The 21,623-nt window shown below is 37.1% G+C and carries 17 protein-coding genes; 7 read left to right on the plus strand and 10 right to left on the minus strand.

All coding sequences use genetic code 11. The annotated features are described in order from the left end of the window. Positions 1-312 precede the first annotated feature (312 nt). From FHY45_RS18240 to FHY45_RS18255, 4 genes are all read left to right on the plus strand, one after another. On the plus strand, positions 313-1,944 hold the full coding sequence (locus FHY45_RS18240; protein WP_175354313.1) for a Na/Pi cotransporter family protein: 1,632 nt from the start codon (positions 313-315) through the stop codon (positions 1,942-1,944). 365 nt (positions 1,945-2,309) lie between these two features. Then, positions 2,310-2,735, plus strand: coding sequence for a DUF1641 domain-containing protein (locus FHY45_RS18245; protein WP_066108324.1), 426 nt, complete (start codon positions 2,310-2,312; stop codon positions 2,733-2,735). An 85-nt stretch (positions 2,736-2,820) separates the two neighbouring features. After that, on the plus strand, positions 2,821-4,002 hold the full coding sequence (locus FHY45_RS18250; protein WP_139892737.1) for an NAD(P)/FAD-dependent oxidoreductase: 1,182 nt from the start codon (positions 2,821-2,823) through the stop codon (positions 4,000-4,002). Positions 4,003-4,274: 272 nt separating this feature from the next. Next, on the plus strand, positions 4,275-4,754 hold the full coding sequence (locus FHY45_RS18255; protein ID WP_066108330.1) for a flavodoxin domain-containing protein: 480 nt from the start codon (positions 4,275-4,277) through the stop codon (positions 4,752-4,754). Between the two features lie 56 nt (positions 4,755-4,810). On the opposite strand, the gene FHY45_RS18260 is transcribed toward FHY45_RS18255, so the two are convergent. The 4 genes from FHY45_RS18260 to FHY45_RS18275 form a co-directional block, all read right to left on the minus strand. Then, entirely contained in the window at positions 4,811-5,422 is a 612-nt protein-coding gene (locus tag FHY45_RS18260; RefSeq protein WP_066108333.1) for a TetR/AcrR family transcriptional regulator, read from the minus strand. Positions 5,423-5,430: 8 nt separating this feature from the next. After that, positions 5,431-7,395, minus strand: a complete 1,965-nt coding sequence (locus tag FHY45_RS18265) for an ABC transporter ATP-binding protein/permease (RefSeq protein WP_139892738.1) — start codon at positions 7,393-7,395, stop codon at positions 5,431-5,433. Between the two features lie 278 nt (positions 7,396-7,673). Beyond that, the gene (locus tag FHY45_RS18270) at positions 7,674-8,435 is read right to left on the minus strand and encodes an SDR family oxidoreductase (RefSeq protein ID WP_066108337.1); all 762 of its coding nucleotides are present in this window, start codon (positions 8,433-8,435) and stop codon (positions 7,674-7,676) included. Between the two features lie 373 nt (positions 8,436-8,808). Continuing rightward, positions 8,809-9,594, minus strand: a complete 786-nt coding sequence (locus FHY45_RS18275; protein ID WP_139892739.1) for an SDR family oxidoreductase — start codon at positions 9,592-9,594, stop codon at positions 8,809-8,811. Between the two features lie 303 nt (positions 9,595-9,897). Between FHY45_RS18275 and FHY45_RS18280 the strand changes: the two genes are divergently transcribed. After that, entirely contained in the window at positions 9,898-10,992 is a 1,095-nt protein-coding gene (locus FHY45_RS18280) for an SH3 domain-containing protein (protein WP_066108340.1), read from the plus strand. Between the two features lie 115 nt (positions 10,993-11,107). Here the strand turns inward: FHY45_RS18280 and FHY45_RS18285 are convergent, their stop codons facing one another. The 3 genes from FHY45_RS18285 to FHY45_RS18295 all read right to left on the minus strand — a co-directional run bounded on the left by FHY45_RS18285 (position 11,108) and on the right by FHY45_RS18295 (position 14,504). After that, positions 11,108-12,607: a malate:quinone oxidoreductase gene (locus FHY45_RS18285; RefSeq protein ID WP_139892740.1), complete on the minus strand. Its 1,500-nt coding sequence runs from the start codon at positions 12,605-12,607 to the stop codon at positions 11,108-11,110. A gap of 574 nt (positions 12,608-13,181) precedes the next feature. Continuing rightward, positions 13,182-13,586 carry a MerR family transcriptional regulator gene (locus FHY45_RS18290; RefSeq protein WP_139892741.1) on the minus strand — a complete coding sequence of 135 codons (405 nt, stop codon included), beginning with the start codon at positions 13,584-13,586 and terminating at the stop codon, positions 13,182-13,184. A gap of 354 nt (positions 13,587-13,940) precedes the next feature. Continuing rightward, on the minus strand, positions 13,941-14,504 hold the full coding sequence (locus FHY45_RS18295) for a TetR/AcrR family transcriptional regulator (RefSeq protein ID WP_066108350.1): 564 nt from the start codon (positions 14,502-14,504) through the stop codon (positions 13,941-13,943). Positions 14,505-14,655: 151 nt separating this feature from the next. Between FHY45_RS18295 and FHY45_RS18300 the strand changes: the two genes are divergently transcribed. Then, positions 14,656-15,510, plus strand: coding sequence for a DegV family protein (locus FHY45_RS18300; protein WP_139892742.1), 855 nt, complete (start codon positions 14,656-14,658; stop codon positions 15,508-15,510). A 409-nt stretch (positions 15,511-15,919) separates the two neighbouring features. Here FHY45_RS18300 and FHY45_RS18305 read toward each other — a convergent pair whose 3' ends face one another. Then, entirely contained in the window at positions 15,920-17,581 is a 1,662-nt protein-coding gene (locus FHY45_RS18305) for a M4 family metallopeptidase (protein ID WP_066108356.1), read from the minus strand. Positions 17,582-17,861: 280 nt separating this feature from the next. Then, the gene (locus tag FHY45_RS18310; RefSeq protein ID WP_066108600.1) at positions 17,862-18,839 is read right to left on the minus strand and encodes a tRNA dihydrouridine synthase; all 978 of its coding nucleotides are present in this window, start codon (positions 18,837-18,839) and stop codon (positions 17,862-17,864) included. Between the two features lie 451 nt (positions 18,840-19,290). Here FHY45_RS18310 and FHY45_RS18315 point away from each other — a divergent pair, with 451 nt between their 5' ends. Beyond that, positions 19,291-20,319: an HD domain-containing protein gene (locus tag FHY45_RS18315; protein WP_180350020.1), complete on the plus strand. Its 1,029-nt coding sequence runs from the start codon at positions 19,291-19,293 to the stop codon at positions 20,317-20,319. Positions 20,320-20,445: 126 nt separating this feature from the next. Here FHY45_RS18315 and FHY45_RS18320 read toward each other — a convergent pair whose 3' ends face one another. After that, a complete protein-coding gene (locus tag FHY45_RS18320) occupies positions 20,446-21,462 on the minus strand; it encodes an oxidoreductase (RefSeq protein WP_066108362.1) in 1,017 nt (338 codons plus the stop codon). Positions 21,463-21,623: the final 161 nt, after the last annotated feature.

The following is a 21,623-nucleotide window of genomic DNA, read 5'->3' on the forward strand; positions in this document are numbered from 1 at the left end:
AAGTCTATCATATTTTCTACTGTTCTTCATTCAGTTGAGGATTTAGAGTATACATATCTTTCATATCTGGTACTGTTATCTATTATAGAAATCATTAATTCTATCCAGAATTCAATGTAACCATACACTGTTTTTCTTCAAAAACCTATATTTTAAAATAATATATTTTTTTAATTTATTGATAAATTACACGAACGTAAAGGAACCGTAAAGTTATAGTTAAATATGACTGTTTAGTATTTACTTTCAACTTCTTGTCAATAATAATGATAATCGAAAATATTTTTCTAAAATAATGTTGAGGTGTAAACAGTGGATGTAAGTATTCAAGAAATGCTTTTTCAATTTCTCGGCGGATTGGGTATCTTCCTATTCGGTATCAAATACATGGGGGATGGACTCCAAAAATCCGCAGGTGATCGACTAAGAGATCTATTGGATAAATATACAACCAACCCTATTATGGGGATTCTGGTTGGTATTCTAGTTACAGTTTTAATTCAAAGTAGTTCAGGTACAACAGTTATCACGGTTGGATTGGTAAGTGCCGGATTTATGACACTCCGCCAGGCTATTGGTGTCATCATGGGGGCAAATATCGGTACAACCATTACTGCCTTCATTATCGGTATTGATGTTGGCGAATATGCATTACCAATTATCTTTGTCGGTGCATTTTTATTATTCTTCTTTAAAAACCAAAAGCTGCACAACTTCGGTCAAATCCTATTTGGATTCGGATTATTATTCTATGGCCTAGAGCTTATGAGCAGTGGAATGAAGCCTCTACGTACCTTCGAATGGTTTCATGATCTAACTGTCAGCTTAAGTGATTATTCCATACTCGGTGTTGTAGTAGGAACAGTCTTTACATTATTAGTACAAAGCTCCAGTGCTACAATCGGAATCCTTCAGGGATTATTTGGTGAAGGGCTTATTGACCTGCAAGGTGCCTTACCGGTACTATTCGGAGATAACATCGGAACAACTATCACTGCCCTTCTTGCATCGATTGGTGCATCAGTTGCCGCTAGACGTGCTGCTTGTGTACACATACTTTTCAATGTGTTCGGTACAATCATTTTTATGATTTTGCTCGTTCCATTTACGTCCCTTATTGGCTGGTTCCAACAAACACTTGGACTAAATCCGGAAATGACCATTGCCTTTGCACATGGAACATTCAACATTACAAACACACTGATCATGATTCCATTCATTGGTGTATATGCGTGGATTGTTACTAAACTCATTCCAGGAAAAGATACTGTTATTGAGTATAAACCAGAGCATCTGGATGAACGAATCATCGACCAATCTCCTTCTATTGCACTTGGACAGGCGAAAAAGGAAACTTTGCGAATGGGCGAGTTTGCTATTAAAGGATTGGAAGAAACGTATAACTACCTGTTAACTAATGAAACTGCTTCATTGAATACAGGTAATCAAATTGAAGAGGCTCTTAATAATTTAGATCACAAAATAACAGATTATCTTGTTAAAGTCTCCACAAGTTCACTGTCTGCTAATGAATCTGACGAACATAATATTCTAATGCATACCATTACAGATATCGAACGCATTGGCGATCATTTCGAAAATATTCTGGAATTTGCAGAGTATAAAAATACAAATAAAGCAACATTTACAGATGAGGCCACAGAAGGCATGTCTCAAATGTTCACACTAACTATAGAAGCGGTCAAAGAAGCGATGGCGGCAATAGAGAATCAAGATAAGGAAAGTGCATATAAGGTGCTTGAATTGGAACGTAAAATCGATAAGATGGAGCGCCAATTAAGAAAGCAGCATGTCATCCGCTTAAATAATGGATCCTGCTCTGCACAAGCAAGCCTCGTTTACGTTGATATTTTAAGTAATCTTGAACGTATCGGCGATCATGCTAAAAACATTGCCGAAACGATTATTGGTGAACAAGAATAATCAGGAAGTAGACTCTCCTCGGAGGGTCTATTTTTTTATTCCTTCATTATTTCACTATTATAAAATGCCCTAAACACACTCTCTCCCCATTAACTATTTTAGATTTACACATATTTATCATCCTCAAAAATCCTCCTGTTTTCATTATTTATAAATCAAAATTACAACGGTAACTATTGATGAATGAAATATTTCACTATCAATATAGTGTAAATAGTATTCTTTTTGCTATGAAAGCGCTTTTTTCGAGCAAAAAGTTTTGTGAATTTATACACAAGGAGTATGCTTAAAGTAGAGGATTTATGGTTATATAAATATAACTAATTTAATTTTTCGCTATAACAAACAGAAATGGGGTATTTGCTATGTCAGACACAATGAAACAGCAATCAGAGACACAATCCTCTCCGGTTGCTTCACAAGAAGAATTGTTAAAACAATTATCAAAACCAGAGGTTCAGGAATCATTAGTTACACTATTAAATCAATTACCACAATTAACTGAAGTTGTAACAGCACTGAACAAATCATATGAATTCGCTCAATCCGTCGCTACTGATAAAGTATTAGTAAACGATTTTGCCAGTACAGCGAAGGAATTTGCAGAGCCTGTTACGAAAACAGCCAAACATATAGCTGTCAATGCTATGGAAGCAAAGGAAAGAGCTGAACAAAGCAAAGAAGTGATCAGTGTATTCGGTTTGATGAAAATGCTAAAAGATCCTCAAATCCAAAAGGTTCTTCGTTTTGCCAGCGCTTATCTTCAAGTAAGCAACGAACGTTCTAAATAAAAGTTCATTTATTTAAAAAGCACTTATTCTATAATTTTCGAAAAATACTGGATTTAAAAAATTACAAACAAGGGTGGAACATATCATGGCACAAGAAATTGTTATTTTAGGAGCAGGGTATGGCGGTCTTCTTTCAGCATTATCAGCACGTCAGCATTTAACTCCTGAAGAAGCTACTATTACAGTTGTTAACCAATATCCGACACATCAAATTATTACTGAACTGCATCGCTTGGCAGCAGGCAATATTAGCGAAGGCCGAATTGCTATGCCATTAGATCGTTTGTTTAAAGGAAAAGATATTAATTTAATTATCTCTAAAGTTGACTCTATATCAGCAGATGAAAGAAAGGTAACCCTTTCAAGCGGAAAAATCTTAACCTATGATAAATTAGTCGTTGGATTAGGCAGCCAAACTGCTTATTTTGGCATTCCTGGTCTTGAAGAAAATAGTATGGTCTTAAAATCAGCAGAGGATGCTAATAAAATTAACAAGCATATCGAAGATCGAATAAAAGAATATGCACAAACTAAAAATCCAGCAGATGCAACCATTGTAATCGGTGGCGGTGGACTAACCGGTGTTGAATTAGTTGGAGAAATTGCGGATACAACTCCTAAAGTTGCTAAAAAATATATGGTTGATCCTTCTGAGCTTAAATTTATCCTAGTTGAAGCAGGTCCAAAAATTTTACCTATGCTTCCTGATCATTTAATTGAACGTTCGATGACAAGCTTAGAGAATCGTGGAGTTCAATTCTTGACTGGACTTCCTGTCACAGGTGTAAACGGAAATGTGATCGAATTAAAAGATGGTCAAAAAATTATCGCTAACACATTTGTATGGACTGGCGGCGTACAAGGCCTTCCTGTTGTTGGTGAATCTGGTTTAGCTGTAGATCGTAACCGTGCTACAGTTAATGAATATCTTCAATCTACTTCACATCCTGATGTTTATATTGCTGGTGACAGTGCAGTTGTCTTCCCTGCTCCTGGAGCAAGACCATACCCGCCAACTGCACAAATGGCTTGGCAAATGGGCGAATTGATCGGATATAATATTGCGGCATCCATTAAGGGTACTCTTCCTGAAGTATTTGCTCCAGTAAACTCAGGAACATTAGCAAGTCTTGGACGTAAAGATGGCGTAGCCATTATTGGTGGGAACTCAACACCATTAAAAGGCTTACCGGCTACAATGATGAAAGAAGCAAGTAATATCCGTTATCTTTCACACATTAAAGGTTTATTCAGCATAGCCTATTAATAAATGTTAAATCCTGTCCGCTAAACCAGCGGACAGGATTTTTTATTGGCTTTATACACCTCTCTCTTATCCTATTAACCTTTTCCATGGATAAGTAGCTGGCGGACCAATCAACTACTTGCGGCCAAAGATTATTTCTACAGATTGCCCTCTATCTCTAAAACCTAATGTCAGATAATACTAGAAGTTTCTGATAATTCCCCTTGGTAGGATGACAAAAAGGGTATATGCTTTATATAGACACGTCATCTTAGAAGGGAGCCATATTAGTCATGAACATATTGATTGCTTATGCTTCAAAAAGCGGAACTACAGAAACATGCGTACATATCCTTGAACAAGACTTTAATGGGCATGCAAAATTAGTTGATCTTACGCACACTGATCCTTCGCTGGATGCCTATGATACTGTTTTGATTGGCGGTCCCATCCGTTATGGGAAACTTCATTCGTCGGTTAAAAAATTCGTAAAAAACCATCTTAAAGATTTTAAACAGAAAGAGGTCGGTCTATTTATTTGCTGCGCTGATGTCGGAAATGCTGAAAAATACTTTCAAACCAACTTTCCAGATGAGTTACTTGAGCAAGCAACAGCAATTGACTGCTTCGGTGGAGAAATTCGTTCTCACGCATTGGGAATTTTCGAGAAATTCATTGCCAAAATAGCATTAAAATCGTACCCGGCAGACCAACAGCCTTCTATTCTTAAAGATAATATTCATATATTTGCAGATCGAGTGGAAGCTACCTGACTATAATAAAAAGCCTTGAACCTGTTTAGAACACACGTTCAAGGCTTTTACTTTGTTTATTTCAGTACACCATATTTAATAAAATGAAATTGACGCTCCATGTCTTTTCTTTTTTGGCTTACAGTCGAAAGATCATTTAACGCCAGGATAATTTGATTGAATGTGATAGTTCTCAATATCTCAATAACTTGAAACAATTCCTCTTTTATTTCAACCTTTAGTAAATGAGTGTCAGTAACTAGATTCAGAAACTTCTCTTGTTTCTCTTCCATTTCACGTACATCCGTAAAGCTCATTAAATGTTCAGCTAGCTTACTATCCGTCCGCGTAAATACATTGACCAAAAACTTGGAATGAGCAGGATCCATCGCTTTCTTAGTTATATAATCAAATAGCAGAAAGTGAATTGAAAAGAGGTTTACCCCGGCGTTAATCTTGCTGTTAATCTGATCCAAGAGGTCACTTTTATATTCATTTAATAAATACAGAAACAGATCTTCTTTATTTTCAAAGTAACGATAGAAGCTTCCCCGAGGAATTTGCGCTTCTTTAATAATTCGATTAATTGATGCATCATAGAAGGAATATTGGCTAAATTCCTCCTTAGCAGCCTGAATAATCCTGATTCTCTTTTCCGCTGGTAAATTCACAAATGTTTGACTCGGCATATACTTTCCTACTCTCTGCGTAAAGAGTCAACTGGATCCAATTTAGCCGCTTTATTGGCGGGCATAAGTCCAGAAAGCATGCTAATAATGATGCTAGCAGCAACACCGAAAACAAGATATGCTGGGGTTATTTGTACAATTTCAAAATCAATTAATTTAGTTGAAAGGCTATTAGCTACAAAGGTTAATAAAGAGGCTGCCAGAACACCGATAATTCCACTCGATAATCCAATCAGGAATGCTTCAGATACAAAAATTCTTCTAATATCCATGCGTCTTGCACCAATCGCTTTTAGGACCCCGATTTCCTTCGTACGCTCAACAACACTAATATGGAGAACAACCAAAATCATGATTGCTGAAACAAAAAGTGAAATGCCTGAAATCCCGGTTAATACATATGTCAAAACATCCAGCATTTCGTTCATCATAGCTGTCATTGTTTCTTGCGATGAACCATTGTAGCCCATATCCTTGATTTTTGCTTTTATATCTTCCGTAAACTCTTCATTATCTGCAACTAAATAGATACTTGTAGGATCCAATGTCTGACCGTTATCCTCTGCAAGCTGTACCAGATCCTCATAATTGGCATAGATTAAATCCATCGCTGCAAATTGACTGCCTAATGAAATAATTCCACTAACCGTATAGGTTTTTTCATATAACTGTTCATTAAGCATTAGCGTTACGTTAACATCTTTACCGATCATATCTCCGCCTAATTTTTCAGCGGTACCCTCCGCAAGGAGAATTTCTTGTTTTCCAGGTAAAGTGCCTTCCTTAATACTCGTATCTGTTATGTTAGATGAAATGGTTGTAATCATCATCAAATCAACCTTTTTGTCTCCATATTTAACCGCATTGGAGCCAAATGAGATGAGATTAAATCCCTTTTCCACTGAAGAAACATGCTCGATTTCGGATAATTTCTCGATATCCTTTTCCTCAAATGGTGTCTGTTCTCCCATCATCGATAGCATCATTGCCTGATTTTCATCCACTGATGGCGGAAGTTCCTCTTCCTCAGAAGGCATATTAACTTCTACGACAAGCGGATTCACCATACTGTTCATAGAGTCATTCATATAGGTCTTCACACCATTTCCTAATGAAAGGAAAAAGATGACACTCATGATTCCTATGCTTGCTCCTAATGAAACCCAAACATTTCTACCAAGCTTCTCTTTCATATTCAGAAATGCAAGTTTCACGGCCGCCACAAAGCTAAGGTTTTCACCAACCTTCTTTTCCACTTGATTGGATTGAGGTTCCATTTGTTCTAGAGGTTCTCCTCTGTCATCACGGATAATTTTCCCATCTGCAATTTGGATTACCCTTGAGGAATGGTTCGCTACTCGCTCAGAGTGAGTAACCATAATAACCAGCTTACCTTGCTTAGCAATATCTTTTATGATCGCCAATACTTGTTCCGTTGTTTCAGAATCAAGTGCTCCGGTTGGTTCATCGGCAATGATGATTTCAGGATCATTAATTAATGCACGCGCAATCGCAACCCTTTGCTTTTGACCGCCGGATAATTGATTTGGCTTTTTATAAATATGATTTTTCAAACCAACCTGAGTTAGGATCTCCTCCGCTCTTTTAATGCGTTCCTCTTTCCCTACATTCGATAAAGTCATCGCAATCGTGACATTATCGAGGACAGACAAATGCGGAATCAGATTAAAGCTTTGAAAAATAAAGCCTATTTTATTTTTTCGATATTCATCCATTTCTTTTTCATTAAACTCACCAATATTCTTCCCTTCAAACTGAACGGAACCGGTAAAATCAGAATCCAACCCGCCAATCAGATTCATTAGAGTGGATTTACCACTTCCTGATTCACCAATGATGGAGACCAATTCTCCCTTCTCAAAGGAAACATTAACATCTTTAAGAGCAGGGAAGTATTGACCATCTGCAATCGGGTATTGTTTGTTCACATGATGCAACTCAAGTACTTTCATATACGTTTGATGACACCCTTTACTTATTAGTCTCTTGATGTAATTAGTCTGGTCAGTTTCATGACAGTTTATCAAGTAAGACTACTATAAGTGACAACCTGTCACCTGTCAATTAATTATATTAAAATAATATTTATTAACTGAATATATTTTATTTAAAGTGATTATGTGAAATTTTGTTATTTAAATATATATTTTCTTATTCAAAAGAAAAAGCAGCTTGTCCCTCTAAATCAGAGAAACAAGCTGCCTAATTGTAATCAATTATTTAATATTTATTAGAATGCTGAAGTCCAACCACCATCAACTACTAAAACTGTACCATTTACAAAGCTGGAATCCTCAGAAGCAAGGAATAAGGCAGCTGCTGCAATTTCTTCCGGCTGTCCCACTTTAGGAATCGCAGCTTGTGCTAATCTAGAACGTCCCATTCCAAATTCATTAACTTTTCCCATCGATGCAGAAATATTGGTCTCAACCGCACCTGGTGCGATTGCATTACAGCGAATGCCTTCTTTTGCATACATAAAGGCTGTGTTCTTAGTAAGACCAACCACCGCATGCTTGGAAGCACCATAGGCTGCACCTGCATGAGCACCGTTTAATCCACCAGTAGAAGCAATATTTATAATTATGCCTTGGCCTTTTTCCTGGAATAATGGAACGACCTTACGCATGGAACGCATAACACCTTTTGTATTTACATCAAAAATTAAATCCCATCTTTCATCTTGTATATCCGCAACAGGTTCGAAACCATCCATAATGCCTGCATTGTTAACAAGTATATCTAATGTACCAAATTCACTAACAGCTGTATCAATCATTCCCTCGATATCTTCAAGCTTTGCAACGTTCACTTGCAATGCTTTCGCTGTACCACCATTGTTTGTAATCCCTTCGACTACATTTTCGGCACCCTCAAGGTTAAGATCTGTTACAAGGACTTTAGCTCCTTCTTTTGCATAAAGCTCTGCAATCGCTTTCCCCATTCCGGATGCTGCACCTGTTACAACCGCTACTTTTCCCTCTAATTTCATTTTGAACTACCTCCTCATTAAAGTATAGGCTCTGTTTATCCATACGGATTTTAAAATTTATACTTGGATTTGTCTGTGACACTTCGTATTAATCCAGCATAAAAGCGAGACATACCCAATGTCCTCAGATCCATTTCAAGTAAAACCTGCTTAGCCAACATAACGGACTTTAACATAGCCTAATTTTGCCTAGACATAAAAGAAAGTAAGTTTACCCGAAAAAAATGATATTCTTGCTTCAGGAATATTTTAACTTATATTTAAATTTAAATAAAACTAAAACACCTAACCTACTAGATCAAAAGTTGGACACAATGTGACAATTAGTAGTTAAAGAGAAAAAAGAGTGAAAGTATATTAAGACTTTGTCGAATTAAACTTCCATCCCCCACTTTTTCTGTTCAGCTTCCTTCATCTGTTTTTCTGTTTGCTCTGGATAAACTGTACGGAATTTATGGTGTTCTGCCGGGATAATTTCTATCATTTTTTCAATCATATCCTCTGGATCCATTTGATTTTTCAATCCCTCTTCCATTGCTTTCATATCTTCTTTACGGGTAAAGTGTTCTTCCTCATTAAACCATTTCCATTTTTCTTCTACAGCCCGATCGTTGAAACCCGTATCAAATGAACCCGGGTTAATAGTCGCCACCTGTATGCCAAACTCTTTTAATTCATCCTTTAATGTCAAAGCCATTGCTTCAATGGCATGCTTGGTCGCTGCGTATGGACCTGCATAAGGAGTTGTCATAATGCCTGCCATTGAACTTAAGAAAACAATTTTGCCCATACCTTTGTTAACCAGCTTTCTTGCAGCGATTTGAGCTGTCTCAAGCGTGGCAAAAACGTTCACTTCAAAGATAGCGCGGAACCGTTCCATTGGTATTTCAGCGAGCGGTCCACCTTCATTAATCGCGGCATTCGCCACAAAAATATCAAAATCATATTTATCAATTTCTCTTAAATCAATAGGATTGGTAATATCGAGCTTAAAAACTTCCATATTTATTCCCAAGTCTCTCGTTTCCCGCATAAGCGCTGTTTTCTGAGATGTCGTCTCAGTCGTCGCTATGACATGATGACCTTTTTTCGCCAGACCAATAGCCGATCCTTTGCCGAGTCCGCTCCCTGCTCCAGTAATAAAAATTGTTTTTTCCATTTTATATTTCCTCCTTTCCCCTTCTATCACTTCTTTTTTCTTCTTCCCGATGGCAATTAGCATAAACATTCATCCATTGGCTGAAAATTATTACTTGAGATCTGCTATATTGGTAAACCATGTATTAATTTTAAAAATATTTCATTAAATATCCGTAAAATTCATAGAACAATAGAACGAAATTGGGCAGGACCACATGATTAAAAAATTTAAATCTAGTAAAATAAGAAGAGCTCGTTTACGACTACATTTAGAAGTAAATAGAATAAGGAAGTACATAAATTATTAAGGAGAAGTGAATACATGATCAAAAAGGGGATTGCAATCATAATCGCACTGTTCGTGATTCTTTCAGGTCTTCCCGTGGAAAATAACGTTCAAGCTGCATCATCCAAATATGTAACGGCCAGTACACTAAATGTACGAAGTGGTCCAGGAACTACATACAAAGTTGTTACAACTGTTAAAAAGAATACCTCAGTCAAAGTAGCTCAAACGAAAGGCTCATGGGAAAAAGTAACGGTTGGAAGCAAGACTGGCTGGGTTTCCAGCAAATATTTAACATCTAAAAAACCTGTTGCAGAAGTAACTTCTAAAACGATGTATGTCACAGCAAGTACATTAAATATTCGCAGTGGAGCCGGAACTAAGTACAAAGTAGTTACAACTGTTAAAAAGAACAGCTCAGTTAAAGTAACTCAAACGAAAGGCTCTTGGAGCAAAGTAATCATTGGCAGCAAAACCGGTTGGGCTTCCAGTAACTATTTAACTTCCAAAAAGCCCGCAGCTCCGAAAAATTTAGCTGAAGGCTTAAAGACAGTCGAAAGCAACAAGCAACTCATTCTCGTTACTTCAAGTGGATATAATACATCGAAAGCTGAAATCCGCACATTCGAGAGGAACTCTAAAGGAAAATGGGTACCTGTATTAATAACCAAAGGTTATATTGGGAAGTATGGATTTGCAAAGGAAAAGGACATGAAAGAAAGTGGCAAGAGGTCTCCGATTGGGAAGTATACAATCGGTACAGCTTTTGGCCGAAAAGCAAATCCCGGAACAAAGCTGAATTATCGTAAAATCACAGCGGATGACGTATGGGTTGATGATCCGAAATCGAAACTATACAACACTTGGCAGTCCAAAAAGAAAACCAAGGGTCAATGGAAAAGTGCAGAAAATATGAATATATCAGCCTACACATATGGGTTTGTAATCAACTACAATACGAAGCGAACACCTTATAAGGGAAGCGCAATCTTCTTCCACATTGGCAACAGCTATACTTTAGGCTGCACCGCAACATCTGAAGCAAACGTGAAAAAGATTTTGAAATGGTTAGACCCTAAAAAGAAACCAGTCATTATTCAGACTCCAATTAATGAACTAAATACGTACTAATAAAACAACCCTGCATTGGTAAGTCTAGTGCAGGGTTGTTTCTACTGTTCATAAAATAAAGATAGGGCAACCCGCTTAGTATAGTGAGTTGCCCTTATTTATAATTAAGCTATGCTTAGTTACAGATCATTTCTTTTGTACAAAGTCCCAGTGTTTCTGTAGTTGATTGATTAATTTCTTTGAAAAGATCAGGATTTTCCATTAAAGATAGACCATAAGATGGAATCATTTCTTTTATTTTAGGTTCCCACTCCTTCATATTTTGAGGGAAACATTTATCCAATACTTTAAGCATAACGTGAACAGCAGTAGAGGCTCCAGGAGAGGCTCCGAGCAATGCAGCAACCGAACCATCTTCAGCACTGACCACTTCTGTACCAAATTGAAGTGTTCCCTTTCCTTTTTCTGTATCTTTGATTACTTGCACACGTTGGCCTGCCACAACTGTATGCCAATCTTCGCTGTTGGCGTTTGGAATAAATTCACGTAATTCCTCCATACGCTTCTCATTCGATAGCATGACTTGCTGAACCAAATATTTAGTCAATGCCATTTCTTTAACTCCCGCCGCCAGCATCGTAATAACATTATTCGGTTTTACGGACCCAAATAAATCAAAGTTGGAACCAGTTTTTAAGAACTTGGGCGAAAAACCGGCAAATGGCCCAAATAATAACGTTTTCTTATTATCGATATATCGTGTATCTAAATGAGGAACAGACATTGGTGGTGCACCAACCTTAGCCTTTCCGTATACTTTTGCATGATGCTTTTCAGCGATTTCCGGATTGTTACAAACCATAAACAGTCCGCTTACAGGGAAACCTCCGATATGCTTGGACTCCGGAATGCCTGTTTTTTGAAGTAAAGGGAGACTTCCGCCTCCTCCACCGATAAAGACGAAATGTGCCGTATGGTACTCAAGTTTACCATCTTCTAAATCATGCACCTTCACCTGCCATAGACCATCAGTGGTACGTTTAATATCTTCTACACTATGACTATAATTGACTTCTACACCGCTACTATGTAAATGTTCAAACAGCATACGTGTTAACGCACCGAAGTTAACATCGGTTCCTGAATCAATTTTTGTGGCTGCAATCGGTTCATCCGTTGAGCGTCCCTCCATGATAAGAGGAATCCATTCTTCTAGTTTCTCTGGATTCTCTGTAAATTCCATTCCTTCAAACAAAGGATTTTTAGAAAGCGCTTTAAAACGCTTTTTCAAAAAAGTTATATTATCCTCTCCCTGCACTAAACTTATATGAGGAATTGGCATGATAAAATCCTGTGGATTTTGAATCAAATTGCTGTTAACCAAATATGACCAAAACTGCTTCGATTGCTGAAACTGCTCATTAATATTGATAGCCTTGCTAATATCTAAAGATCCATCAGCTTTTTCAGATGTATAGTTAAGCTCACACAGTGCAGAATGACCCGTCCCTGCATTATTCCATTCATTTGAGCTTTCTTCCCCTGCACTTGCAAGTTTTTCAAATACTTTGATGTTCCATTCAGGTGCTAACTCTTTAAGTATTGCCCCCAATGTCGCGCTCATAATCCCGGCACCAATTAAGATAACGTCTGTTTTCTTCTGCATGTTGCTCATTATAACCATCCTCATCCCCTAATTTGTAAAAAAGAGCAAGCTCTCCTGTTTAAACAAAGCAAAAAGAAAGGCTCTACTTAAGAAACCCTTTCATCTCATTTTTTACCATATCTCATACCATTATAATGATTCTTCGACTAAAATATCTACTATTTACAGATAATTATAAACTATTTGTCGATTTTATTGAAGATGGAAGCTTTTCAAAGCTAGAGTAATGTTAATAAGGATATTAGAAATTATGAGCGGTGCAGCTGTGCCAATCGATGGTGGATTCACAATTCAATAATTAATAGAGTGAAATACAATTACACAGTATGGGGATTATTGTTAGTTGTGAAGAATTACTATAGCGAGCCGTTGCTGAGGATTTTAATGTCGGGGTTTCATTTTAGCTTATATACGTCATTCACTATATCCTCAAGCTTGATTTCTTTACGTTGGAAGAAGAAATTTAATTAATCATTAAAATAAAACATGCAAAACATCTATGTTTTGCATGTTTTATTTTATCTAGTAATCTCCTCATTATGGATTTTTGCTATTTCTATTTACAGGATCAAATTCTAGAATATCAACCTAAATAAATATCTATAGATTTCAACATTTCTGCTGTCTTTTCCCTCTTAATTATATTTTCCTTTACTTCTTCTTTTTTTCTTGCAATTACGTCTTCCAAATTCTTAATAGTTTCTTCTATAACAACCATTTCATTCTCTAATGCTTTTTTTGAAATTCTAATAGTATCGTTTATATCTAAATTATCTAATGAATGGGAAATATTTTCTGAGATCACTTTATCAACTTTCTTTTTGGGATATAATACTGAAAAATCTTTCTCAGTGTATATCCTGTGGCCTTTTTCATTACGATTAATCTTATAACCATTTTTTTCAGCTAAAATGGCTCTTTGTTTTAGAGCATTAACAGTTACTCCAAAGATTTTTGCGCATTCACTAGGGGTATAAATTTTATCCACAGTTATCTAAACTCCTTATTATGTTTCAATACCCTAAAAACTTTACTAACGTTTATACCGTATGTAAATGTATAAATATTACCAAAAACAAACGTTATATAATTCAAAATCAAACGGTCTAATAAATCATATATACCCTAAGGAAATTTATTACATACCATAGATGCATCTTCAAATCTTCAATTTAATACAATATAAACTTCAATATTAAATATTTCGAAGTGGTTTCTCTTCCAGATAGAAACTCTGGAAGAGATTTTATTTAACAATCAAATTTTACTGTTGAATTGCGGCACATACTCCACGGTTTAAAGCCAATGCAACCAACCTTCACCTAAAAGTTGGTTACTTCAATTACTTCCCATAAATAATCTTCGCCAGACCGTAGTGACTTATATTTTCAATCAGATTGGCAATCTCTGAGGGAGACTCCTTGTAATCATTTTGAATCCATTCATTCAGGATACCTATTGTCCCAGCAGTTATAAACGTTGATAGATACCCCACTTGTGTTTGCGGTACATTTTTCCCGTAACGATTCCACTTTTCTATACATTTCATATGGGCAATATCTAACACATCATCAAGAAAGTCTTTTCCGTTCTTCAAAGTAAAGAGAATTCTGCTCAGTTCCTTATTTCTTAGAATCACCTCAAGAATTTCATTTGTAAATCCCGAAATCGTGTAGTCGTCCTTTGAAATGGAGATAGCTGCCTTCAGTTCATCCACATATTGACTCTTTAGCTTCTCCATCAAATCATATACATCCTCATAGTACCGATAAAAGGTAGCCCGATTGATTTCAGACTTTGTACATAGCTCGGTTACGGTAATTTTATTGATTGGCTTTTGTTCTAACAATTCAATAAATGTGTCTTTAATTACTTTTTTGGTATATCTTATTCTGCGATCTTCCATCCATTCTGACTCCTATTCTTAAACAAATCGTCCCATTCTGTTTAATAACTTTCATTCTGATTAAAATTGATGATTGATGCTTCCGGGGCAACATTATACAATGATAACAAATTTTATACAACACAGTGTTTAATAACTAACGGAGGTTTTCATGAAGAATATATCAATTATTACCGATGGAAGTTGCGATATCCCAGCAGAGGTAATCGAAAAATATGGAATAAAATTAATTCCTCTTCATTTTCAGTTTGAGGATCAAATAGAGTACGGTTCCGAACGTAAAATGGAAATTACGGAGTTTTATAATAGATTAACAAATGGCGAGGTTGCCAAGACCAGTGCCAGCTCTCCTTCAGCCGCAATTCAAGTATTAAAAGAAGAATTGGAAAAAGGAAATGATATCATTTGTGTAACTCTTTCCAGCGCATTAAGCTGCACGTTTAATAATATTAGATTGGCAAGTCTGGAATTACTAGATTCATATCCGGAAAGTCGCATCGCCGTAATCGATTCCTTGACCGGTTCTATGGCTATGGGTATGTTAGTGGTTAAAGCTTGCATGATGAGAGATGAGAAGTATTCCTACGACCAAATTGTCGAATATCTGGAAGAAAACAAACAATCCTTCCACGTGGAATTTTACGTGAATGACTTACAATACTTAGCCAGAGGTGGCAGACTAAATCCGGCTATTGCGAAGATTGGTGGACTAATCGGAATCAAGCCAATCCTTTCTGTTACAGATAATGGAGTCATTGAATCTGTCTGCAAAGCTCGAAAAACATCCGGTGCAACCAAGCAAATCAAAGAAAGATTCCTAGCTTCAAATGTTGAGAGAGAAATGATTTGTATTTTACACTCTAATAATCTTGATCATGCATTAACCTTAAAAGCAGATCTAGAATTAGAACAATCCTTCGATCAAGTATTCATCACTGAAATCGGCCCATCCATTGGCAGCCATACAGGCCCAGGTTGTCTAGGACTTGCTTATATAAAACAATAAATGAGAATAGAAGGGATATCTCCGACTGGGCGACAGGAGATTATCACCTAACTAAACTCAATGAGCCAATTAGAGTATCAAACATTGATATTATTGCCTCAATAAGAGACAAAAAGAGATTGGGACAAAAGGTCTCCAGCATCTATAAAAGCCGAACTATTATATAATGCAGTGTTAACATCAATTATTAATAATAGTTCGGCTTTTTCTATTTAGATTAATAAAAATCAAATACATCATTCGGTTTTAGACATAGTAAATTTAGTTATGTCCCAGCCTCTTTTTAATGTAGAAATTTCCTACTCTGGATCGCTAATAGTTTATATATGCACATAAAAAATCCCTTAAACTCATCGTCTAAGGGAGCAAATAAATATAAACTAACCTTCCTTCAAGTCATCTGGATGAATTAATAGATTCCCACCGCATCAAAACCAGATTGTACGGCCGCCTCTTCCTCGCTGCCTTCACCATACAAATCAATAGCAGACTGCACAATTGCGTTCCGAGCATCGCTAAAATTGGAATTAGAGGTTAAATAAACCGTTAAAGCTCGATAGTAGATTTTCCCCAATTTTTCTCTTCCAAGTTCTTGACCGATCAAGTATGCAGCATGGTTTGTAATAGATGAATTAACATGGACACCACCGCCATCTACGGAAGTCGGCATATGATAAAACTCATCCATATGGTCTGGATAGACACCACCATTTGTGCTATATTCTCTTCTTTGCTCGTTGCTGACGATTACACTGTTAGGATTACTTAAACTGCGCAATACCGTCACCCCTTCAGCTTTGGCAGCTGGTGCCATAATATCCTCTCCCATTTCCCAGTCACCATCATCAACTAGTACACCAAACACGTCAGCAAAAGACTCGTTTAGTGCTCCTGATTGATTCCGGTAAACCAGATTAGCTGAGTGAGAAATTACACCATGGGTCATTTCATGAGCAGCTACATCAAGACCTGCTGCCAGAGAAATCATAAACTCTCCATCTCCATCACCGTAGGTCATCCAACGTCCGTTCCAGGAAGCATTATTATAATTGGTACCATAGTGGACTTTAGATATAATTGCCATTCCCTCTCCATCTAGAGAATTACGGCCATGCTCGTTTAGAAAATACTCGTATACTTTTTCGGAATTATAGTGCGCATCGACAGCAGCACGATCGTAGTCTTTGATAAATGAAGCTGAATTCCCTACATAAAGCGTATCATTACTGGAAGTGTTATCGTTTTTGGCATCGTATGTTTCAATTCCACCAAGGTTAGCATGAGCATAATCCGCTAAAGAAAACTTAGTACCAGAATTCGCTTCCTTTACACGGGTAATGTGTAATTCTCTGCGTTCTCCATGCACACCGATTCCTGTACCTTTTTGTGTTTTTCTTTCAGCGGCATGCATGATGGCATTATACTGATCAATTATCTCACCCGTTTGTGCATCTACAAAGACAAACCAGTTTCCAGGTTCCACACCCATAAAGTTAACATTTACTTTATAGACTGTATGGTTTTCTCCTTTAAAAGGATAGACAACCAATTCAGTAGTAGGTTCATATGTCAGCTCTTCAGGGGCTTTAACAGAGGATAAGGCTTCTTTTACTGCTCTTTCACTGCTTAAAGAGACAGCTGTATTCACTTTTGATTCACTAAGTGTCTGATTCATCCTACCATTAACGGATTCAACTTCATTATCCTTATTAAAATGAACGATAATGTCTGAACCTTCAACATTTACTCCATTTACCGTCTGATTAAAGCGGATATGCGTCATGCCCAGTTCATCCTTTTGTACATCTTTCACCTTCAAGTTTTTCTCCGGATTACTGATTCCAGTCTTTCCTTGACTATTCTTCAAATAATTCAAAGCATTGGAAGGGGTACTAGAAGAGTATTTTTCAGCAGACCGCTCCTTCACGAATAAAGGAACGCTAGCCCTCTCATTCCACTCCTTACTAACTGCTTTCGAATTAACTGGCTGTGCAATTACACTTCCGGCCGGAATCGAGCCTACTAATATAGCGGATGTTAAAAGTACTGGTACTATCAATTTTTTCTTCAATGTATTCCCTCCACTAAACTCTATTTTATTCATTATAAAGCGGAGGAAGAATAATATCATGAATAATTTGAATTATTAAAATATTTAAATCGATAGATAGTTAATCCTACAATACTAGAAGCAGCAATAGATTATTCTAAAGGAAAAACCCTTAGACATGCGGAAAACACGCAGTTCCAAGGGTTATTTTAAGATTAGGATTACTTCATAACATACCATACAGATTTGAAATCCGTTCTACTATAGAGAAGTAGCAACAATTTTCTCATTCGATTGCTTCTTACTTTTCGTCCATCCCATTAAGCTCTTCAAATTTATCGATCAATGCACGCGCTTCATCTGAGGACTTCGTATTCATCAACTCATTTCTTAATTCACCAGCCCCATGGAATCCACGGACATAGATTTTAAAGAAACGATGAAGATGTGTATACTTGCGAGCTACTACTTCTAAATATTTATCATGGAGATCTAAATGCAGCCTCAAGAGATCCAGCAATTCCTTACTGCTATGTTCCTTTGGCTCATGCTCAAAGGCAAATGGATTTTTGAAAATACCACGCCCAATCATAATCCCATCTACACCGTATTGTTCAGCCAGTTTCAATCCCATTTCACGGTCAAGGATATCTCCATTGATCGTTAAAAGTGTATCGGGTGCGACCTGATCACGAAGTTTCTTAATCTCCGGAATAAGCTCCCAATGAGCATCTACTTTACTCATTTCATCTCTTGTACGCAAATGAATAGAAAGATTAGCAATGTCTTGCTTCAATATATGTGTCAGCCAATCACGCCATTCGTCTATATCCGCGAAACCAAGCCGCGTCTTCACACTTACCGGCAATCCCCCTGCTTTAGCTGCTTGTATTAAATCGGCTGCAACTTCGGGACGGCAGATCAGACCACTTCCCTTCCCATTGTCAGCTACATTGGGTACGGGACATCCCATATTGATATCTATGCCTTTAAACCCTAACTCCGCCATACCAATACTCATTTTTCGGAAGTTTTCAGGCCTGTCACCCCAAATATGGGCTACCAACGGTTGTTCATCCTCTGTATAGGCTAAACGTCCACGCACACTCTCTTTTCCCTGAGGGTGACAATAGCTTTCCGAATTTGTAAACTCTGTAAAAAACACATCAGGTCTCCCAGCTTCACTCACGACATGACGAAAAACAACATCCGTCACATCTTCCATTGGTGCCAGTACAAAAAAAGGTCGTGGTAGATCACGCCAAAAATTTTCTTTCATATTTAAATTCCAATCCTCTCATTAAATGGGATATCATATAAAAATCTATCCCAAAACTAAACATAAATAATCTTCTTTTACACTTATAGCATGCTTGGGCACTTTTTATCAAACTATAGAAATTTTGAACATATTATCCCTTATTATGAACAAAAAGTACAAAGAAAACCAGGAAAATTAGGTCCAGTCTGGTCAATGATAAAGTACATCAACCATGTTCATATTCATTACTTACTTATTTCCAAATTATTTTACTAAGATATTGAATTGCTAATCTGAATAATTCCTAGTAAGAGAACCAATATATTAATGGAATGGAACAGAAGAAATCAAATAGACGATATTTCACTTGATTGTCTTCCTCATCAGTCTTAGCTTATAGATGTTATAATTATTTTTATATAATATATCCCTAACTATAAGAGGAAAAGAAATGAAGGAGGGAAACTCAATGACGGAAAAGAGGATAGATTCATCTAAGGTTAAAAAGATACCTGAAGTCGAAAAGGCAGATGAAGAGTGTACACTATATACGCCAAATACGTGGTTCGGAAATGCCATCCTGCATCGAGCAATTCTCTTTGCAACGAAAGCACATCAGGGACAGACTCGTAAAGGAACCGATATTCCGTATATTTCTCATCCATTCGAGGTTGCCCAGATTCTAACCTCTGCCGGCTGTAATACTGTGCTGATTATTGCAGGCCTGCTGCATGACGTTCTGGAAGATACAGACGAGACTTCTGATGCAATTGAAAACGAGTTTGGTCCTTTAGTTTTATCCCTTATTCAGTCAAACAGCGAGGACAAGTCACGCAGCTGGGAAGAGCGAAAGCAGCATACCATCGACTACATGACAGAGTCAGCTAGCTTTGAAGAGCTCTTACTTGCCTGCGCGGACAAACTATCCAATCTCCGCAGTATTAAAGCAGACTATATTGAATGCGGAGACGAACTCTGGACCAGGTTCAACCGTGGAAAAGAGCAGCAGAGCTGGTATTACAGTAGGCTAATTGATGCATTTGCACCCCTGCATGAATATGATATGTATTGGGAAATTTCCAATCTGTATACGGATATTTTCGTAACCTATTATCGTGAATTTAACGAAGGTGCAGAAATTATTTATCAGACCAATGGTCAGGAGACTTACTTCTACCATGAGGACAATTGCCAATGGATACCCATTATGCTCGATGAGTGGGAAAAAATTCAACCGACACTGACTGCCATTTCGAAAAGAGAAGCTCTTGAGATGGAAAATAGACTTCGTGAAGACTATCCGTCTCCGATGTGCTTGTTACGTCATCAACGCGATCCGAATATGATAGTCTTATACGCCAAAAAGCTACTGCGTGAAGGTCATAGTCCTAGACTATTCGCTGATCTGTGGAATAATATGGGCGGCGGAATTCCAGCCCATACTTTGCGCGCAATAGAATGTGCATTTCTGGCTCTCTACGAGCAAAAAGATCAATAAGATATGTGAGGCTGGTTAGCATCACATACAACTGTGTTTTCCTAAAAAAGTGGACAGCCCTCAATACCATGCATAGTGTGCCGTATTGGGGGCTGTCTCTATCATTTAATTTTATTTTATTTTATTTTATTTTAAATTCTTAATGCCAGTTTCTAATATTTCCATTTGCAGCAGTGTCTGTTCATCTGTAATAGTTTTATCTTTACCATTCATAATGGCTTCATATAAATCATCATACACTAACCCATAATCACCATTGATGGATTTCACTTTTTCTTCATGGATGGTACCTTCTTCATCAACATATGTCAGTACACCATAATGTTCTAGCGTATCTACTCCAAAATCCTTGTTATCCGGCATGTAAAATAATTTTAGGTGTTCTTCCTGGCGGTCCTTCGTTGCTTTCACAAAGCATCCCTTTTTACCGTAAACTACAAAGCTAGGCCTTTCTTTAATTCTAAAATAACTGGATTTTACAGTAACCTTCAATTCAGCATAATATAGATCTAAATCAAAATAATCATTCATTTTGCCTTGCCCCAATAATTGCCTAACATCATAGTGGATGTGATCCGGCTTGCCGAAATAGCTGATAACCTGATCCAATGTATGGCATGCATGTCCATATAAAAATGACATAGCAGGATCGAAAGTAGTAGTGGATTCTGGTACTTCGGGGCGGAAATAGTCAAAATGCATTTCTACTTCCAGCAGTTCTCCTAGCTTCCCTTCTTCGATAACCTTTTGAACAGTTAAAAAATCACTATCAAAGCGTCTGTTTTGGTAAGCTTGAACAATTAGTCCCTTCTCACGCGCGATTGCAAATATTTCTTTTGCCTGCTCGGAGGTTTCCATAAAAGGCTTCTCAACTAAACAATGTTTATTATGTTCTAATACCAATTTGGCGTATTCATAATGACTGTCATGTTTTGTACAAACTACAATGAGTTGTATATCTTTATCATTTAACAGTTGATCTAAGTCAGATGTATAAGTGACCCCTGGAATCCGATCCCAGCTTTCATGTTTAGGATTCCTTTGATAAATTGTCTTTACCTTTATATTCTTTCTTTGCAGGACGAACGGTAAATGGTATCTGTTCGTGCTTTTCCCATTTCCAATATAGCCAATTGTAAGCATGGCAGCCTCCTAAAATATAAATTTATACTTAATATCTTCTATTAAGCTATAGTTTAATTCAAAATGGTTTCCATTGATATGTATATAGTAGTAATGATCAAGTTTCTGGCGGTATATAAAGAGCACCCCCTGAAAAATGATTCGCTCAATTTCAGGAGGTG

This window comes from Bacillus sp. D386 (assembly GCF_006346415.1).

What these genes read in the sequence shown, in the direction of transcription:
- FHY45_RS18260 (WP_066108333.1), bottom strand. Translation starts at nt 5,422, where the DNA reads ATGCCGAGTCAAACATTTGTGAATTTACCAGCGGAAAAGAGAATCAGG.
- FHY45_RS18285 (WP_139892740.1), bottom strand. Translation starts at nt 12,607, where the DNA reads ATGAGCAACATGCAGAAGAAAACAGACGTTATCTTAATTGGTGCCGGG.
- FHY45_RS18315 (WP_180350020.1), top strand. Translation starts at nt 19,291, where the DNA reads ATGACGGAAAAGAGGATAGATTCATCTAAGGTTAAAAAGATACCTGAA.
- FHY45_RS18310 (WP_066108600.1), bottom strand. Translation starts at nt 18,839, where the DNA reads ATGAAAGAAAATTTTTGGCGTGATCTACCACGACCTTTTTTTGTACTG.
- FHY45_RS18250 (WP_139892737.1), top strand. Translation starts at nt 2,821, where the DNA reads ATGGCACAAGAAATTGTTATTTTAGGAGCAGGGTATGGCGGTCTTCTT.
- FHY45_RS18320 (WP_066108362.1), bottom strand. Translation starts at nt 21,462, where the DNA reads ATGCTTACAATTGGCTATATTGGAAATGGGAAAAGCACGAACAGATAC.
- FHY45_RS18295 (WP_066108350.1), bottom strand. Translation starts at nt 14,504, where the DNA reads ATGGAAGATCGCAGAATAAGATATACCAAAAAAGTAATTAAAGACACA.
- FHY45_RS18265 (WP_139892738.1), bottom strand. Translation starts at nt 7,395, where the DNA reads ATGAAAGTACTTGAGTTGCATCATGTGAACAAACAATACCCGATTGCA.
- FHY45_RS18270 (WP_066108337.1), bottom strand. Translation starts at nt 8,435, where the DNA reads ATGAAATTAGAGGGAAAAGTAGCGGTTGTAACAGGTGCAGCATCCGGA.
- FHY45_RS18300 (WP_139892742.1), top strand. Translation starts at nt 14,656, where the DNA reads ATGAAGAATATATCAATTATTACCGATGGAAGTTGCGATATCCCAGCA.
- FHY45_RS18245 (WP_066108324.1), top strand. Translation starts at nt 2,310, where the DNA reads ATGTCAGACACAATGAAACAGCAATCAGAGACACAATCCTCTCCGGTT.
- FHY45_RS18255 (WP_066108330.1), top strand. Translation starts at nt 4,275, where the DNA reads ATGAACATATTGATTGCTTATGCTTCAAAAAGCGGAACTACAGAAACA.
- FHY45_RS18275 (WP_139892739.1), bottom strand. Translation starts at nt 9,594, where the DNA reads ATGGAAAAAACAATTTTTATTACTGGAGCAGGGAGCGGACTCGGCAAA.
- FHY45_RS18280 (WP_066108340.1), top strand. Translation starts at nt 9,898, where the DNA reads ATGATCAAAAAGGGGATTGCAATCATAATCGCACTGTTCGTGATTCTT.